The following is a 15585-nucleotide window of genomic DNA, read 5'->3' as shown; positions in this document are numbered from 1 at the left end:
GACAACCGGGAGGCGAACGGGCAGCGTCGAGATATGAAAAGGATGCCTTTCACTGCCGATCTCGTGGCATTGGCCGCGTTGCTGCTCTCGACTGCAGTAATTGTCATCGTCTCCGTCCGCGGTCCGATCGCCGCGACTAACGATGGCGCACTTGCCTTCTGGGGCGGCATTCTCGGGGGCGTGGTTGGCGGCCTGCTGACCGTTGCTGCAGGTACGCTCGCACTCAGAGCCGCGAGCGCTTCCGAAGAAGAGAAGAAGCGTCAAGCTCTTCACATAGTGGGCTACAACTACAGCCAGTGGTCGAAGTTGATAGAGGGACTTCAAGACGATGTAGTCCGATTTCGCTCTATCAAAATTGGACCAAGCTACGTTACCGATTATGCCGATATTGAATATCTCGGAGAGACATGCAGGTTGCATATAGCACTTCAAAATCGGCATACGGAAATAATAGCTGCCAGAATCGCGCAAAACGCCGTTTCTATACTTTCGTACGATGTTATTACAGCATACTTTGAAGCCAATAATGCAATTGTTGCGTTGGTTGGAAGTCGTAGGAGGTTGTTCATGTATGTAGAGCAGCTTACGAGCAGCACGGTAGCCCTCAAGGCTCAAATTGAGGAGAAAGCCTCGAACGCTTTGAGAGAATATTGTGACGATATCGATGCGGCCGTGAAAGCCACGGCCAGTCTGGGCCAACTGCTTCCGCGCCACCATCATACTCCCCCCGCCTGATCGAACTTCCCGGCCTCATTCCCCCACACGTCCCAGCCGGGCCGGCTCTGGCGGGAAAACAGGCTGGCGCGCCGCGCCTGCGGCCACGCCGCCTCGCAGCGGGCGTAGAATTCATCGGGCTTGCGGGAGTGCTCGCGCGCCAGCCCGTCGAGCGAATCCGCTTCCAGAGTTTCGACAAGGTTGGGAAAGCTCGCCCCGCTCCAGTCGCCGCCGGGCAGGCGGGCGATGATGTAAGGCTCGTGCAGCGAGCGGGCGACATAGCCCGGCCCCCATTGCAGCTTGCCGTTGACGGTGCGCTTGGCCCAGCCGCCGCCGGTCACCGGCTTCAGCCCCCAGCCGCGGATGACATCGACATGCGCGCCGATGGCAACCAGCGGCCACGTCGTCCACATCACGCACACGCCGCCTGGCGCCAAAAGGTTGCCCACCGGCAGCGCGGCGATATCGGCCAGCGACATGGTGGCGTATTGCGCCTGCGGCGACTTCGCCTCGCCCTTCGCCGAATACAGGTCGAAGTTCCACGGCGGATCGAGCTCGACCACGTCATAGGCGAACATGCGCAGGGGTGAGAAAGGCCAGGTCACCGCCCCATCTCCCGCATGAGCGCCGTCGTCAGGCGCTCCCATTCCTTCGGTGACCAGATGCCTGCCCCCGGCGCCAGCGCGCGCTCGACATAGCCGGCGCTGATGCGCAGCCGCCGGGCGATCTCCCAATGCGGGCGCCCGAGGGCGTGCATCCGGCGCACCGCAGGCACTACCCGGCGCCAGGGGCGCTTGATGACAAAGATCACCGGCGTGCGCGCGAGCATGGGTCACCACTGCGTCCGACTGCCGAGCTCGGCGCACTGCGCCGCCGGGCTTCCCGCGCAGCCGGCGGCCGGCTGCAGCCGCCGCCACGCCAGCGGGCGGGCATCATTGGGGGAAGGCACCGCATCAGCCGGCGGCGCCTTGTGCCGCGCGGCGAGCGCGGCCAGCAGCGGGTCGGTGCCGCCGCCCGCCCTGCGGCAGTCGAGCGGGCCGTCTTCGCTGTCGTGTCCGATGCCGAGAAGGAACGCCCTCTGCTTCGCCGCGTCCGGCGAGCGCCGCCCCAGCCCTTCCGCTTCCATCAGCGCGACAATGCGGGCATAGGGCAGCCCCTTGGCCACCAGTCGCCGCAAGGCCGCGTCCATTTCCTCGGTCCATCCGCGCGGGTGCCGGCCCATCACCGCCCCCCATTCGCCTTGGCGGAAAGCCGGGCATAGAGGCTCGACATCGCCATCAGCGCGTCGCGCACATCGGGCAGCGCCGCGCGGGCCTCAGCGGGGGTGATCTCCACCCCGCCATCGGAATCCATCGCCGCGCTGGCGAAGATCTTGGCCGCCGCCTCGCTGGTCTCGCGCATGGCTTCGGCCGTCAGCTGCACAGCGGCGTCACCCTCCGGCGGCGCGGGCACGAAAAAGCCGCCGGCACACGCGGCGAGGTACGCTGCCGCCTCGGTGCAGCGAAAGCGCTCGGCCAGTTGGCAGGCGTGGGCGAAGGCGAACTCGCCCGGCTGGTCGGGGTCCATCTGCCGGTACAGAGTCGAGCGCGCGATGTTGAGAAAGCCCAAGGCGAGGATCATGCCCTCGCTCGGCGCCCCGTTCGGCCCGTGCTCGCGGCCGATCTGGTCGAACATCCGGTCAAGCGCCTCATGGGCGGAGCCGATGGCGGGCCGCTTTGTCATGCCGGCACCCCGCCTATCGGCAACAGGTCACGGCCGTAGCCCGGCAACGCCTCGCACAGGGAAGCGGTGGCGCGCAGGCCAACGAGAATGGAAACCCCGCCATCGCCTCGTGCAGGGTACTGGTAGACTTCGAAGAGTGCAGAAGCGCCAAAGCGGCGGAACGCGGCATACGCCTGCTCGTTGAAAGCCCCTTCGGCAGCCAACGCTTCCAGACGGTTCAGCAGGCGCATGGCGCCGGCGCCGTCGAAATGAAGACTGACCTTCAAGGGTCTCATTTTGCCAAGGCGCGCGGGCGCCTGCTCGCACAGGCCGCTCATGCCGCCACCTCGTCACTGAGATTTTTCGCCGCCGGATTCTCGTTTTCGTCCGCCATCTCCGGTGCGAGGGTCGGCGTGTCGGGGCGGGGAACGCCGGCAGGCCACTCCGCCCCCTCCGGCCAATTGGCCGAGAACCAGCCCATCACTTCGTCGTACTTGCGGACAGTGAAACTCGCTCCAGCGCCTACCCGGTCGAAGAAGCGCCAATCGCCAGCGGCCAACGTGGCGACGCGAGCAGTGCTGAGTTGGCGGGACGCGGCGAAGCAAGCGAGGCAAGTGGTCAGGTGAGCGCGGAGGTGCTGTTCCATGGCCGGCATGATGCCGGATGTTTCCGGTTTTGCAACAGGAAATATCCGGCTCGCCTGTTGACCCGTTTAGCCGGATTATTCCGCCATGTCTGACGAACTGAAAAATGCTGTGGCAGCGCGGCTCGAGGAGGCAGGCCTAGTCCCTACGCCGGCGGCGTTAGGGGCGGGGCTGGAGCGGAACTTCATCACCGACATCCTGAACGGGAAGAAGAAAAACGTTCGCGGTGACAACCTCGCCAAACTCGCCCGGGCGCTGAACTGGACGCCTGCCGAACTGCTAGCCGCCATTGCCAAGGGCGGGGAGGTTGGCACGAGCGAAGCTAGCGCACGGCCACCACAGTCCGCGCCTAGAGCGTTATGGCAGCCGGTTCCAGATGCTTTGCCGCAGCTGGTGCCCGCTCCCGTGGTCGGCGTCGCCAGGGCGGGCATGTTCGAGCCAGTGGACGAGCTGGCCAGTCAGGAAATGCAATGGGTTAACGTGCCGCGCGATGAGGATTTTCCGCAAGCGCGTCAGATGATTTTCGACGTTGAGGGCGATTCAATGAACGCCCTAGCGCCAATGCCCATCCTCGATGGGTCCCGAGTCGTCTGCGTTGACTTTGAAGATTTGCAGGGGCGGGTCCCGCTGCAAGACGGGATGATCGTCGTTATTGAGCAGCAGATAGCTGATGGCGCCGTGCGTGAGTGGTCTGTTAAGGAAGTTGAAATTAAAGACGACCGTGTTGAGTTTCACCCACGCAGCACCAATCCGAAACATAAGCCCATTATTATCGATACCGATCTAGACCCTTCTGATACTCGCCAAGTCCGCGTTCTCGCAATTGTGCGGAGCCTTCTAAATACTGTGGCGCTGAGCCGGACGAGGCGCTCACCCAAGCGCTAATCAAGCCGCGCCACTGACTTGCTGGCCCCGTTCAGTGACGACGGATGCTGTTACGATCGATCCGATCGTGCCTTGGCAGCGCGTGCACTGAAATCTCAGATCCGACAGCAAGGCGCTCTCCAAGAGGTCATCAACAGTGCGCGGCGCGTCGTCTTCCTCGGGCACGTTGAGGTGTGCGACGTGGTCTTTCCGGCAGTTGTGGCAGCGGACGCACAGTTTGAAGACGGCTGCATACCCCAACCCTAAGGTCATTTTGGCACCTCCGACAATCGACAATGTTCTTGTTTCGTACTCATATTGCGGCGGGCGTGAGGCCGTGTCGAGTCGAATCGCTAACGGAGAATGAAAGCAGGATTTATCCGGCTTACTTGATTGACAGCCGGATAAATCCTGCTTAGCGTTCGCCCCAATCCACGCGATTGGGAGCGACGCATGCACCCCGCCCATCATGAATCCGCGCTTGTCGCCTTCTTCCGCCGCCATGGCCTTGTCGCCCCCCACACGGAATGTGACGGGCTGATCGAGCGCCACGGCCTGGTGCTCGCCATGGGCTTCGCGATGCGCGAGGCGCATTTCCGCGCCACCCCGGCGGAGGGCGGCGCCTTCGCCTTCGGCAACCACGTCTTTCCGGTTGACGACTGGATGGCCGCCAGCGGCGATGCGCACGCCTTCGCCCAGCTGGTGGCCGAGATCGCCGACACCCGCTGCCTGGCGCGGCCCGATCGCCCCTATGAGGCGCTGGTTGACCGCATGGCGCTGGATATGCGCCGGCTCGATCTCGCCGGCATCTCCGTCACGCCGGATACGCTGGCCTGCGAAGGCTACGCCTCGGCGGAAATCACCGAGACCGGCGTCACCGCCGCCCAGCTGGCCGAGGCGATGAAGGTCGCGCAGTCGCGCTACTGGCAGTCCCGCAAGACCAAGGCCGAGGAGGCCGCCGCCGCCCGCACCCTCGAGGCCGCGTAATGGGCACCGTTGCGGCCATCGTCGCCGCCGTGGCCGCCTGCGCCCTCATCGGCGTTGCCGCCGCCATGGCCTATCACCTGTGCTTCGGCATTGCGGAGGATGACGGCGAATGAGCCTCCCGCACCGCGTCTGGGAGCAGTCCCGTTATGGCCGCGCGCTCGATCTCGTCGAGCCGCACGCGGAACAGGTGAACTTTGCCGAGATCGCGGACCAGCTGTCGCTGATCAATCGCTATGTCGGCGCCTCCACCGTGGCCGTCTCGGTCGCCAATCACACGCTCATAGCCTTCCGCGCGGCCGAGCGTGCCGGCGCCACGGAGCGGGAGAGGGCGCTTGTGCTGCTGCACGACGCGCATGAGAGCCGCATCGGCGACAAGGCCACCCCGGTCAAGTCGATGGAATTCGCCGTTGCCCGGCAGATGTTCGGGCTCGCGGGCGAGGACACGCTGCGCCAGGTGATGGCGGAGGTGGAGCGGCGGCACGATGCCGCCATCTATGCCGCCGCCGGCATTGCACCGCCGAGCGAGGCGGAGCGCGCCTTCGTCAAGCACTGCGACATCGTCGCCCTCAACACCGAGCGGCGGGATTTCCTCGCGCGCCCACCGATGCCGTGGGGCGCGGACATCGAGGCCGTGCCGGCGCTTTCCAGCCGCCAGCGCCTTCTGCCGCCGCCCACCGCGTCGCTGGAACTGCACGCGCTGTTCCTCTCTCACCTGCCCGGCGCCCGCGCGCAGAGCGCCCGCGCCGCGCCCATCACGCAGAGGTCCGCATGAGCCTCGCCCAGGATCGCCAGCGCCGCCGCCAGTTGGCGGAAGACTATGCCGCCCGGCGCCGCAAGTTCGCGCCGATTTCGGAGGTGGAGCAGCAGCTCAAGAAGCTGACACACCGCCTTCTGCGCAGCGAAGTGGCGGAGGCCAAGGCCGCCCGCCGCAAGGCCAGCGCCGCCACCCGCGCCGGTAGCCTCGCCGCCGATCTCGATCTTTTCACCGTTAACCACGGCTGACCGCCGGCCCGCAGGGGATTCCTATGACCACGCGCATCATTCGCAGCCTCTTTCAGGCGCTCGGCCTCTCCAATCGGGGGCGCTTCGAAGAGAAGGCCAACGCCGAAATGCAGCGCCTCATCGACGCGCTGCAGGAGCACCCCGACGAGAAGGCCAAGGGCACGCTCACCCTCACGATCGAGTTCGTGAAGCTGGGCGATCGCATGGACATGAAGCCCCAGGTCAAAGCCAAGCTGCCGGAAGAGAAGGGCTTCACCTCCACCCCGTTCTGGGTGGTCGAGGGTGGCCTGTCCGTTCAGCACCCCAGCCAGTCCGACATGTTCGGCGGCCCGTCCGAGGTCGGCGAGCGCCGCCGCGCGGCCGAGCCCGCCTGATTTCCCGCCCTCGATTCACCCCGCTGACAGGAGCACCCTCCCGTGTCCATCACCGAGCACAAGCCGGACCTGCCGCCCGCGGCATCCGCGCGCTACATCGCCGAACTCGCCCGCGACGCCGAGGCGCCGACCGTTCTCAGCATCCCCACTGCGGGGCTGGGCGCCGGCCTGCCGGCTACGGTTCCGGCCCTGTGGGACCGCAAGAACCAGCGCGTCATCCAGGTCTTTGACGAAATCGAGCGCTATCGCCAGGGGCCGGCGCGCATCAAGGGCACCGCTGTCGTCGACACGCTGGAAAGCTTCATCGGGCTGGTGAACCGGCACAAGAGCGATGACAGCGTCATCTTCGCCGCGACGTCGTGGCCTAAGCCCTCGCTCACGGCGGTGATCGACTATTACACCCTCACCCACGGCACGGCGCACAAGCAGCACCGCGTGGCCTATGCCTTCCCTCTCACCGAGGAATTCAAGGCGTGGGTGGCCGGCAACGGCAAGCCGATGGAGCAGCAGGCCTTCGCCGAGTTTCTGGAAGAGCACGCGGCCGAACTCTCCGCCCCGTTCGAGCAGGAGAAGACGGATTATCAGCCCCTCTTCAAGGAGCGCTTCGCCCTGCCGAATGAGCTCCTCGAACTCTCCCGGCACCTCGAGGTCAATGTCGGCGCCAAGATGAAGCAGGGCTACCGGCTGCAGACCGGCGAGCGGCAGATCGTGTTCGAGACCGAGCACATGAATGCCAAGGGCGAGCCGATCGATATCCCCGGCATCTTCATGATCCAGCTGGCGCCCTTCGTCGATGGCGATGTCGTGCGCATCCCGGCCCGCATCCGCTATCGCGCGGGGCAGGGCGTGGTGACGTGGTTCTACCAGCTGTACCGCTGGGAATATTGGCTGCGCACCCGCGTGCAGAACGATCTGCTCAAGGCCGGGAAAGACACCGGCCTGCCGACCTTCGAAGGCTCCCCCGAATCCTGATCCTCCCCCCGGCGCTTTGGCGAGGCGCCGGGACCCCTGCCGGGCGGCGCCCCGCGCATGCGCGCCGCCCGGCCTTTCTCTTCCCCTTCGCGCCGCGGGACACGCCGCGAACCGAGCCGGGCGGCAGGTTGATCGCGCCCAGCCCCGTCGCCCGGCTCACCCCATCCCCCTCACGCGAGACGCAGATCATGAACATCACCGTCGAGCGCGCCGCCTTCCTCGCCGCGCTCCAGCGCGCCCACCGCGTCGTCGAGCGCCGCAACACCATCCCCATTCTCGCCAACGTGCTGCTGCGCGCCGAAGGCGGCAGCCTCACCCTCATCGCCACCGATCTCGACATCGAGATCGAAGACACGCTGCCGGCCGAATGCGCGGCCGAGGGTGAAATCACCCTGCCGGCGCACACCTTGCTCGACATCGTCCGCAAGCTGCCCGAAGGCGTGCAGATCAAGCTCGAATTTAACGCCGAGAAGGGCACCGCCACCCTGCGCGCCGGCCGCTCCCGTTTCTCGCTTCAGGCGCTGCCGTCGTCGGAATTCCCAAGCCTCTCCCGGGTGGAAGACGGTGCCGCCTTCGAGGTGCCCGGCCACGCGCTGGCCGACGTGCTGGACCGTGTGAAGTTCGCCATCTCGACGGAAGAGACGCGGTACTACCTCAACGGCATCTATCTGCACCGCGACCCGGAGGGCTCCGGCAAGCTGCGCCTGGTGGCGACGGACGGGCACCGCCTCTCGCTCGCCTCGCTGGCCGTCGAGGGCCTGCCGGACTTCCACGGCGTCATCGTCCCCCGCAAGGCGGTGGATGAGCTTTCCCGCATGGCCCAGGCGGCAGAAAAGGCGTCGCTCGCCTTGCAGATCTCCGGCGCCAAGCTCGCCGCCACCTTCGGCCGCGCCCGCTTCACCACCAAGCTGATCGACGGCACCTTCCCCGACTATGGCCGCGTCATCCCCGCCGGCAACGCCTTGGTGGCCACGCTGCAAGCGGAAGAACTGGCCTCCGCCGTCGATCGCGTCGGCACCGTGTCGAATGAGCGGGGCAGGGCGGTCAAGTTCACTTTTCAGCCCGGCAGGCTGGTGCTGGAGGTGGTGAACCCCGATGCCGGTAACGCCTCGGAAGAGCTTGATATCGCCTATGCCGGCGAGGAAATGAGCATCGGTTTCAACGGCCGCTACGTGGGCGATCTGCTCACCGCCACGGCCAAGACCGGCCCCGTCGAGATCGCGCTCAACGATCCCGGCTCCCCCACCATCTTCCGCCGCGTAGAGGCCACCGACGCGCTCTGCGTCCTCATGCCGATGAGGGTCTGAAAATGGCAACCGCTCGCGTGAAGGTCACGCTCGAAGTCGAAGTCAGAAGTTCGTGGGGCAATGAATGCCGGCTCGAACAGGTCGAGAAACAGGCCACCGACGACGCCCTAGGCGCGCTTCGGAATGGATTGCGCGACCGCTTTACGATCATCGGGGCCCCCGAGGTTATCTGCATCCTGGTGCCCACCAAGGGGAAGCTCTGACATGAGCGACAACCCCGCCCGCCCGATCAACAAGGCGCTGTTCTATCTCATCGCCCTGTCACTGGTGGTGCTCGATTTCCAGCACACCGGCCTCATCCCCCGCGCCCTCGGCGCCCTGTTCGGAGGCGGCTCATGAGCAAGAACAGCCGCCGCCACCGCCGAGCCTATGTCGCCGGCGCCCACACCGGCATCGCCCGCCTGCGCGCCGTCATCGCTCCGCTGCTGCCGGCCGATGCCCGCCCGGCGCTGGAGAAGATGGCCGCCAACGTCACCGCCGAATTCCCTATGCCGCCCGTCTGGCGCCACGACAAGGCGCCGGCGGATAAGGCGGGAGGGTGAGGCATGGCGGAAGCAGTCACATCCCGCGAAGCTGGCGAGGACGCCATTCACGCGCGCCTTCGCAAGGCAATCGAGAAGCGTGAGTCGGCATACCTCTGGGTGCCCTCTGACGCGATCACGTTCGTCCCGCGCGTCTCGCCGACCATTTACGGCGATGGCAGGGCGCTCTTCACCATCGCAACATTAAACCAGCGCCCTGCCTATTGGGTGATCCGCGCGTGCAGCACGTGGGGCTGTGGCCTCGATCGCGACGACGCACCGGGACCTGACTTCGCCCAGATGACAGACCAGATCATGGCCGATCTCGAAGAGGCATTCGGGCGTGGCCGCTGCGGCTACTCCGGCAACAGCCTGTTTTGGACCCGGAAAGAGCGCCTCCGAAACTGCCAATGTGAGGAGTGCGACGAGAAGCGGTTCAAGGCCCGCTGGCCCATGGTCGACGATTCCGGCGGCTGCTCATGGTCGCGCACCGACTGGCCCAAGGGCTTCGACACGGTGGAAAATCCGCTGTCCTGGCAGGGCAACCTCCTCGCAGGTCATTCCCCTCATCGAGGGGGTGCGCCACGCCGCGCGAATTGACCATCTGGATCGAAAACCATTGTCACCTCGTTGATGGCCCGAACGATGTGCCTCTTCAAATAGACCCTTGTTGCACCGTAATAAATCGCCGCATCATCATTGTATTCGCAACCAAACGAGCGACCGTCAATAACAATTGCGTCAGGACAGATCCCAGCGATCAGATTGAATGTGAACTTGTTTCCGTCAATCAGATGTTCAGGAGAGCTAATATGACAACACGCATTTCTTGCGACGCGTATCAGTTCGGTTACATCCTTATGGCGACCGACGTCATCCTTAAACGTTATTCTCCTTCCAAGTTTACTAGCTTTTTGTAATACATCGTTCAAATGTATGAGTATAAATGTGATCAGTGGTGCAGTGTTTATGCTATGACTTTGTGCATCAAGAAGCTTTCCCAATTCTTGTAGTTGGTAAGCGCACATATCGATTGATGTCACCGCATCCTGCTTACTCATCCAGGTCATTTCGGGCATCAGGCTTCTCCAGCACCGTACAGGGAAATGGTAACATGGCCGGCAGCGTCAACAAGGCAATCCTCATCGGCAATCTCGGCCGCGATCCCGAAATCCGCACCTTCCAGAACGGCGGGCGCATCGCCTCGATGCGCATCGCCACCTCGGAAACCTGGCGCGATAAGGACAGCGGCGAGCGCAAGGAGCGCACCCAATGGCACAGCGTCGTCATCTTCAACGAGCCGCTGGTGCGGGTTGCCGAGCAGTTCCTGCGCAAGGGCAGCAAGGTCTATGTCGAAGGGCAGATCGAGACGCGCAAGCACACCGATCAGGCCGGCGTCGAGCGCTATTACACCGAGGTGGTGCTGCGCCCCTTCCGGGGTGAAATCACGCTGCTCGATCGGCAGGAGACGGGCTCGCGCGGCACGCCGGAGGATTACACCCGCACCGATCCGCCGCGCGAAGCCGCCGGCGCCACCCGCCGCTTCGGCGACCAGGGTGCCGCGACCGATATGGACGACGAGATTCCGTTCTAGGGGAGGGTGGGGCGATGCAGGCGCGCCTGTTCAACATCGACGAGGCGGCCGAGCGCCTCGGCATCTCGCCGCGCACCTTGCGCGAACATGTGCGCCATGGCGAAATCACCTTCATCGCCATGGGGCGGGGCACGGAGAAGATCCGGCGCATGTTTGCGGAGAGCGACCTTGATACCTTTGTCGAGCGCCGCCGGAGAAGCGAGCCATGTCCGTCTATAAGCCAAAAGGGTCGCCGTTCTTCCACTACGACTTCCAGCGGGCCGGTCGTCGATTTTACGGCTCTACGGGCTGCAAAACGCGCCGCGAAGCAGAAGCCTTCGAACGCCTAGAAGCCAAGAAGGCCGCTGCCCTCCCGAAGGCCAGCGCAACCGAGCACGTGGCCATCACCCACGCCTGGGCGCGCTTTTGGGAAGAGAAGGGGCAGCACGACGCCAAGTCCGACACCACCTTTGCCCGCATGGAAGCCTTGCAGGATGGCCTGACAAAGGCGCTGCAGGCCCGCAACCGCTCCACCGCGATCAGCGAGATCGACGCCGACGTGATCGCCTCCTATGTCGCCACCCGGCGCGGCACGAAGGGGCGAAACGGCAAGCTGCTGTCGAATGCCAGCGTGAACCGCGAATTGCAGATCCTGCGCCGAATCCTCCGCCGCGCCCAGCGCGTCTGGAAGATGCCGGTGCAGCTGCCGGCGTGGGATGAGCTCATGCTGCCCGAGGCGGATGAGCGGGTGATCGACATTTCCCGCGACATCGAGGCCGACATCATCGGTCGCATGCGCCCCGATTTCCGCGCCGCAGCGCGATGGCTCATCTTGTCAGGCCTGCGCGCCGGCAACGCCCTGCCGTTCGATCCCGCCAATGTCGATTTCGCCATGGGGCTGGTCACCGTCATGCAGAAGTCCCGCAAGCCGGGCGGGCGCATGCACGTGCTGCCGATCACATCAGCCATGGCCACGCTGCTGGGCAACGAGATCGGCCACCTTCCAGATGCCGTCTTCACCTATGTCGCCCGGCGGACCCGGGAGGGCAGGGTGCGTGGCCTGCGCTATCCCATCACGCCGGAGACCTTCTATAACGAGTTCAAGGCCGCTGCGGTCGCCGCCGGCCTTCCCGATCTGCGCCCGCATGACCTGCGCCACGTCGCTGGCACTCGGACGCTACGCGCCTCTGGTGGCAATCTCCGGGCCGCCCAGCGGCACTTGGGCCACTCCCGAATCTCGACCACCACGAAGTACGCCCACTACATGCTGGACGAGCTGCGGGACGCGATGGCCGCTGCACATTCTCCCGAAGAAAATCCCGAAATCGCCGGAGGGAAGGACGATAAGCAATTGGGCGGACACAAGAAACCGGTTTCCGCCTCCCGGTCTTGAAAACCGCCGTGGGTGCAAGCCCACCGTGGGTTCGAATCCCACCCCTTCCGCCAATTTAATCGGCCCCTATCGACCCTGGCACAACCTTACGCCACTTCTGTCGGGCCGATCACTCCCCGGCTGTCGCAAACAGAAAGCCCGGAACCGTTTCCGGTGCCGGGCTCTGTCTCGGACTTTGCCTCTACCTGGCAGACCGGGTTGAGCGCCAAAATGCGCTCCCCGCTCTTTGCAGCCCTGCCGCGTCAGGCGGCGCGGCTGATCGCGAGATTGAGCTCGCCGCGCACCTCGACCTCGATTTCGAGGATCGACATCGGCGTCCCGCGCTCGAGGCGGACCTTCACATTGTCCTGCTCGCAGGGCACATGCCGGGCCACGACGGCGAGGATGTCCTCGCGCAGGCGAGAGAGAAGATCGTCCCCGCCCACCACCTGGCGCTCATGGGACAGCAGAATCTGCAGCCGTTCCCGCGCCTGAGGGGCGGTACCCTGCGAGAAAAGGCGCTTCCACAAGGTCATGCCGCCCTCCGCAGGAGCTTGCTGAACAGGCCGCCACGCGCACGCGGCGTTTCCATGGCGATGTTCTCGCCCTTCAGCCGCAGCGCCGCATCGTGATAGGCGCGGGCAGGGGCGCTGTTGGGATCATGGATGGAAACCGGCACGCCCATATTCGACGCCTTCAGCACGTCCGGGCTCTCCGGCACGATGCCGAGCAGCGGCAGGGACAGGATTTCCAGCACGTCCTCGGTCTTCAGCATGTCGCCACGCGCCGCGCGGACGGGGTCGTAGCGGGTGAGAAGCAGGCGCTTGTCCACCGTCTCGCCGCGCTCGGCCCGCAGCGTCTTGGCGTCGAGAATGCCGACGATGCGGTCGCTGTCACGCACCGAGGAGACTTCCGGGTTGGTGACGACGATGGCGATCTCGGCGTGACGCATGGCCAGCGTCGCGCCGCGCTCGATGCCGGCGGGGCTGTCGCAGATCACCCAGTCGAAATGCTGCGACAGCATGCCAATGACGCGGTCGACGCCTTCCTCGGTCAGCGCGTCCTTGTCGCGGGTCTGCGAGGCCGGCAGCAGGAACAGCGATTCCAGCCGCTTGTCCTTGATCAGCGCCTGCGGCAGGCGGGCATCGCCCTGGATGACGTTGACGAAATCGTACACGACCCGCCGCTCCGCCCCCATGATGAGGTCGAGATTGCGCAGCCCCACGTCGAAATCGACGACGACGACCTTATCGCCGGTGCGGGCCAGGGCCGCGCCGATGGCGGCGGTCGTCGTCGTCTTGCCGACCCCGCCCTTTCCCGACGTGACGGTGATGATCTTGGCCATGACTTGCTTCGCTCCTAAAGCGCGGTAATTCGCAGGGTCTCGTCTTCGGTCGACACGCGCACCGCCGTGCCGCGAAAGGCGTCGTCAATGTCTTCAGCCGTGCGGTAGATGCCGTCCACGGCGAGGAGTTCGGCTTCCAGCTTGCTGCAGAAGATCTGCGCCGAAGCGCCGAAGGTCGCGCCGGCAATCGCCCGGCCGGCCAGCGTGCCATAGACATGGATCGAGCCGCCGGCGATGATTTCCGCGCCGGCCCCGACGGAGCCGATGATGGTCACGTCGCCTTCGAGGCAGACGATGGACTGGCCGGAGCGCACGCGCCGCTCGACGATCAGATTCACCGGCTCGACCGGCTTGCGCGGCTCGGGCGCCGGCTCCGGCGCGGCAACATCGTTGATGGCGAGCGTGGCGTCGCGCCCGCCGCGCAGGATGGGCGGCATGGAGGCGTCGACGAGGCTGGGGCGCACGCCCTCCAACCCGACCAGACGGACGCCGCGCGTCGCGAGTTCGCTGATCCAGCCTTCGACCTCGGCCTTGCTCTGCGCCGTGCCGGCGAGATCGAGCACGACGGTGCGGCCGGTAAAAAAGCCGGGGGAACGCTGCAGCCAGACATCGAAATCGGCCAGCCAGGCCGACAGCGGCACGTCGGCCACCAGCGTCATCGCCATGAACGAGCGTCCACGGAAACGGATGGAGGGGCCTGTCTGACTGACTGCGTTCACCGGTCGAATCTCCCTAAGTGATGGATAGATTCAGTTAATTTTGGTTAACGAGTGGTTAATTCCGGCGTGTTTGGCGTGGAGGGCAGGCGCCTTGTCCCCGGGGACGCACGCGCGCCTGTGGCCCGCGCCGAACGGGCGTGCGTGCGGTGTTCGCAGCATCGCGTGCTCGCGGTATCAGGGGCTGGTGATGTTCAGCTTGTCGTAGATGCGCAGCGTGTGATTCTCCACCACGCCGTCGCCCGCCAGGCTCGACGTGCGCATGATCGGCCGTTCCACGGTGAGGCTCACTTGCTGGCGCCCGTGTGGCCGGGCTGTCTCCACCCAGGCACATCGATGATGTCCTTGATGGCGAGGCGAATGCCGTGCAGTGGCCCCTTGTCCTCGCCCGCGCCAGCGCGAGGGTGGCCTCGTCGGCCTGCCGTATCACCGCGTCTGTCATGGCGCGCACTCCGGCTGAGGGACGCCACTGCTAGGACCGGCCCCACTGGTGCGCAATGAGGACCGCAGTCACCAGGACCGGCGCCGGTCTGGGCCGGGCGGGGGGCATCGGCAACGCCGGCAAGCGGTGCGCCGACATTGCTTAATGTCGCCATGTCCGCCAGCATCGACACATGGATCAAGATCAGGCCCTGCGGGCTAGGCCGCCATGGATGTCATAGTCTATCACAACCGGGAATGCGGCACGTCGCGTAACACGCTGGCGCTGATCCGCCATGCCGGCATCGAGCCGCATGTGATCGAGTACCTGAAATCGCCGCCGGCCTCCGCCCTGCTGGTGCAACTGGCGGAGCGCATGGGCGGGAAGCTGCAGGCGCTGCTCCGCGAGCGGGGGACACCCTTCAGCGACCTCGGGCTGGACGCGCCTGACGTGGATGACGCCCGGCGGCTCGCGGCCATCGCCGCGCATCCGATCCTGCTCAACCGGCCGATCGTGGTGACGCCGCTTGGCGTGAAGCTGTGCCGCCCGTCGGAGACCGTGCTGGACCTGCTGCCCATCGTCCCGCGTGCCGATCTCGACAAGGACGATGGCCGTCCCTTCCTGCGCGACGAGCAGGTCGCCGCCGCCGAGCCACGCCTCGCCAAGGCGTTGCGGCAAGCCGGCCTGCCGACCGATGACCTGCGAACCTCCCCCGGCCGCTTCTTCAGCTACCGGACCCTTGGCGGCACGCTGGTCGGCTATGCCGGCTTCGAGTTGTACGGTGACGACGTGCTGCTGCGCTCGCTGCTGGTCACGCCCGCCGCGCGCGGCAGAGGGATAGGCAGCACCATCGCCCAGTTGCTGATGAGCCGCGCGTTCAACATGGGCGCACGGCGGGCGTGGCTGCTGACCGAGGGTGCCTCCGCCTTTTTCGAGCGCATCGGCTTCGCCGCCACGCCGCGCGAACAGGCGCCGGACGCCATCCGTCAGTCGCCGCAGGCGACTGCGCTTTGCCCCGCCTCAGCGCCGCTTCTCACACGTCGCATCGAGCTCTGAGGCTCATGCCGACGTT

General features: G+C 65.6%; 26 protein-coding genes, 1 tRNA gene and 1 pseudogene. 17 read left to right on the top strand and 11 right to left on the bottom strand.

Translation table 11 applies throughout. The features are described from left to right. Positions 1–42 precede the first annotated feature (42 nt). Positions 43–735, top strand: coding sequence for a hypothetical protein (locus tag K9D25_RS15755; RefSeq protein ID WP_244376578.1), 693 nt, complete (start codon positions 43–45; stop codon positions 733–735). On the opposite strand, the gene K9D25_RS15750 is transcribed toward K9D25_RS15755, so the two are convergent. The 6 genes from K9D25_RS15750 to K9D25_RS15725 are packed head-to-tail and all read right to left on the bottom strand — an operon-like array spanning position 717 to position 3070. Beyond that, positions 717–1319 carry an MT-A70 family methyltransferase gene (locus tag K9D25_RS15750; protein WP_244376577.1) on the bottom strand — a complete coding sequence of 201 codons (603 nt, stop codon included), beginning with the start codon at positions 1317–1319 and terminating at the stop codon, positions 717–719. The genes K9D25_RS15755 and K9D25_RS15750 overlap by 19 nt on opposite strands. Next, a complete protein-coding gene (locus K9D25_RS15745; RefSeq protein ID WP_244376576.1) occupies positions 1316–1543 on the bottom strand; it encodes a hypothetical protein in 228 nt (75 codons plus the stop codon). Before K9D25_RS15745 ends, K9D25_RS15750 begins: the two co-directional genes overlap by 4 nt. A gap of 3 nt (positions 1544–1546) precedes the next feature. After that, positions 1547–1936, bottom strand: a complete 390-nt coding sequence (locus tag K9D25_RS15740) for a hypothetical protein (protein ID WP_244376575.1) — start codon at positions 1934–1936, stop codon at positions 1547–1549. Next, positions 1936–2436: a hypothetical protein gene (locus K9D25_RS15735; RefSeq protein ID WP_244376574.1), complete on the bottom strand. Its 501-nt coding sequence runs from the start codon at positions 2434–2436 to the stop codon at positions 1936–1938. The genes K9D25_RS15740 and K9D25_RS15735 overlap by 1 nt, the downstream gene beginning before the upstream one ends. Beyond that, positions 2433–2753 carry a hypothetical protein gene (locus tag K9D25_RS15730; protein WP_244376573.1) on the bottom strand — a complete coding sequence of 107 codons (321 nt, stop codon included), beginning with the start codon at positions 2751–2753 and terminating at the stop codon, positions 2433–2435. Before K9D25_RS15730 ends, K9D25_RS15735 begins: the two co-directional genes overlap by 4 nt. Next, positions 2750–3070 (bottom strand): hypothetical protein, encoded by a 321-nt coding sequence (locus K9D25_RS15725; protein ID WP_244376572.1) that lies wholly within the window; start codon positions 3068–3070, stop codon positions 2750–2752. The genes K9D25_RS15730 and K9D25_RS15725 overlap by 4 nt, the downstream gene beginning before the upstream one ends. A gap of 76 nt (positions 3071–3146) precedes the next feature. On the opposite strand from K9D25_RS15725, the gene K9D25_RS15720 reads away from it, so the two are divergent. The 11 genes from K9D25_RS15720 to K9D25_RS15675 all read left to right on the top strand — a co-directional run bounded on the left by K9D25_RS15720 (position 3147) and on the right by K9D25_RS15675 (position 9686). Then, a complete protein-coding gene (locus tag K9D25_RS15720; protein ID WP_244376571.1) occupies positions 3147–3944 on the top strand; it encodes a helix-turn-helix domain-containing protein in 798 nt (265 codons plus the stop codon). A 432-nt stretch (positions 3945–4376) separates the two neighbouring features. Further along, positions 4377–4910 carry a hypothetical protein gene (locus K9D25_RS15715; protein WP_244376570.1) on the top strand — a complete coding sequence of 178 codons (534 nt, stop codon included), beginning with the start codon at positions 4377–4379 and terminating at the stop codon, positions 4908–4910. Positions 4911–5019: 109 nt separating this feature from the next. Continuing rightward, positions 5020–5682 carry a hypothetical protein gene (locus K9D25_RS15710; RefSeq protein ID WP_244376569.1) on the top strand — a complete coding sequence of 221 codons (663 nt, stop codon included), beginning with the start codon at positions 5020–5022 and terminating at the stop codon, positions 5680–5682. Then, complete coding sequence (locus K9D25_RS15705; protein WP_244376568.1) at positions 5679–5912, top strand: hypothetical protein; 234 nt, start codon at positions 5679–5681, stop codon at positions 5910–5912. The genes K9D25_RS15710 and K9D25_RS15705 overlap by 4 nt, the downstream gene beginning before the upstream one ends. 23 nt (positions 5913–5935) lie before the next feature. Continuing rightward, a complete protein-coding gene (locus tag K9D25_RS15700; RefSeq protein WP_244376567.1) occupies positions 5936–6286 on the top strand; it encodes a hypothetical protein in 351 nt (116 codons plus the stop codon). 42 nt (positions 6287–6328) lie between these two features. Beyond that, the gene (locus K9D25_RS15695; RefSeq protein WP_244376566.1) at positions 6329–7258 is read left to right on the top strand and encodes a DUF2303 family protein; all 930 of its coding nucleotides are present in this window, start codon (positions 6329–6331) and stop codon (positions 7256–7258) included. A 188-nt stretch (positions 7259–7446) separates the two neighbouring features. Next, positions 7447–8565, top strand: a complete 1119-nt coding sequence (gene dnaN, locus K9D25_RS15690; protein ID WP_244376565.1) for a DNA polymerase III subunit beta — start codon at positions 7447–7449, stop codon at positions 8563–8565. A gap of 2 nt (positions 8566–8567) precedes the next feature. Continuing rightward, positions 8568–8768 (top strand): hypothetical protein, encoded by a 201-nt coding sequence (locus K9D25_RS15685; protein WP_244376564.1) that lies wholly within the window; start codon positions 8568–8570, stop codon positions 8766–8768. A 1-nt stretch (position 8769) separates the two neighbouring features. Then, the gene (locus K9D25_RS24955; RefSeq protein WP_279613745.1) at positions 8770–8904 is read left to right on the top strand and encodes a hypothetical protein; all 135 of its coding nucleotides are present in this window, start codon (positions 8770–8772) and stop codon (positions 8902–8904) included. Then, a complete protein-coding gene (locus K9D25_RS15680; protein ID WP_244376563.1) occupies positions 8901–9107 on the top strand; it encodes a hypothetical protein in 207 nt (68 codons plus the stop codon). The genes K9D25_RS24955 and K9D25_RS15680 overlap by 4 nt, the downstream gene beginning before the upstream one ends. A 3-nt stretch (positions 9108–9110) precedes the next feature. After that, positions 9111–9686, top strand: coding sequence for a hypothetical protein (locus K9D25_RS15675; RefSeq protein ID WP_244376562.1), 576 nt, complete (start codon positions 9111–9113; stop codon positions 9684–9686). Here K9D25_RS15675 and K9D25_RS15670 read toward each other — a convergent pair. Then, positions 9653–10165: a hypothetical protein gene (locus tag K9D25_RS15670; RefSeq protein WP_244376561.1), complete on the bottom strand. Its 513-nt coding sequence runs from the start codon at positions 10163–10165 to the stop codon at positions 9653–9655. The two genes, K9D25_RS15675 and K9D25_RS15670, sit on opposite strands and share 34 nt — an antisense overlap. 35 nt (positions 10166–10200) lie before the next feature. Here K9D25_RS15670 and ssb point away from each other — a divergent pair, with 35 nt between their 5' ends. Further along, entirely contained in the window at positions 10201–10680 is a 480-nt protein-coding gene (ssb, locus tag K9D25_RS15665) for a single-stranded DNA-binding protein (RefSeq protein WP_244376559.1), read from the top strand. Positions 10681–10694: 14 nt separating this feature from the next. Further along, a complete protein-coding gene (locus tag K9D25_RS15660; protein WP_244376557.1) occupies positions 10695–11009 on the top strand; it encodes a helix-turn-helix domain-containing protein in 315 nt (104 codons plus the stop codon). Between the two features lie 220 nt (positions 11010–11229). On the opposite strand, the gene K9D25_RS15655 is transcribed toward K9D25_RS15660, so the two are convergent. After that, entirely contained in the window at positions 11230–11628 is a 399-nt protein-coding gene (locus K9D25_RS15655; RefSeq protein ID WP_244376555.1) for a hypothetical protein, read from the bottom strand. On the opposite strand from K9D25_RS15655, the pseudogene K9D25_RS25075 reads away from it, so the two are divergent. Both K9D25_RS25075 and K9D25_RS15650 read left to right on the top strand, forming a co-directional pair. After that, positions 11519–11860, top strand: a pseudogene (locus K9D25_RS25075) (tyrosine-type recombinase/integrase); the annotation flags it as partial. The gene K9D25_RS15655 and the pseudogene K9D25_RS25075 overlap by 110 nt on opposite strands. 133 nt (positions 11861–11993) lie before the next feature. Next, positions 11994–12105 (top strand) — tRNA-Ser (locus K9D25_RS15650). Between the two features lie 189 nt (positions 12106–12294). Here K9D25_RS15650 and minE read toward each other — a convergent pair. Genes minE through minC form a run of 3 tightly spaced genes read right to left on the bottom strand, consistent with a single transcriptional unit; the run spans position 12295 to position 14095 of the window. Beyond that, on the bottom strand, positions 12295–12567 hold the full coding sequence (gene minE / locus K9D25_RS15645) for a cell division topological specificity factor MinE (RefSeq protein WP_244376554.1): 273 nt from the start codon (positions 12565–12567) through the stop codon (positions 12295–12297). Further along, positions 12564–13376: a septum site-determining protein MinD gene (minD, locus tag K9D25_RS15640; protein ID WP_244376553.1), complete on the bottom strand. Its 813-nt coding sequence runs from the start codon at positions 13374–13376 to the stop codon at positions 12564–12566. Before minD ends, minE begins: the two co-directional genes overlap by 4 nt. A gap of 14 nt (positions 13377–13390) precedes the next feature. Further along, positions 13391–14095, bottom strand: a complete 705-nt coding sequence (gene minC / locus K9D25_RS15635) for a septum site-determining protein MinC (protein WP_244376552.1) — start codon at positions 14093–14095, stop codon at positions 13391–13393. 646 nt (positions 14096–14741) lie between these two features. On the opposite strand from minC, the gene arsN2 reads away from it, so the two are divergent. Beyond that, positions 14742–15569 carry an arsenic resistance N-acetyltransferase ArsN2 gene (gene arsN2 / locus K9D25_RS15630; protein ID WP_244376550.1) on the top strand — a complete coding sequence of 276 codons (828 nt, stop codon included), beginning with the start codon at positions 14742–14744 and terminating at the stop codon, positions 15567–15569. The last annotated feature ends 16 nt before the right edge of the window (positions 15570–15585 follow it).

The sequence above is a fragment of the Ancylobacter polymorphus genome (assembly GCF_022836935.1).
In the GTDB taxonomy this organism is placed as follows: Bacteria; Pseudomonadota; Alphaproteobacteria; order Rhizobiales; family Xanthobacteraceae; genus Ancylobacter; species Ancylobacter polymorphus_A.
The sequence above is the reverse complement of the archived record's forward strand: the minus strand, read 5'-3'. Positions and strand labels throughout refer to the sequence as shown.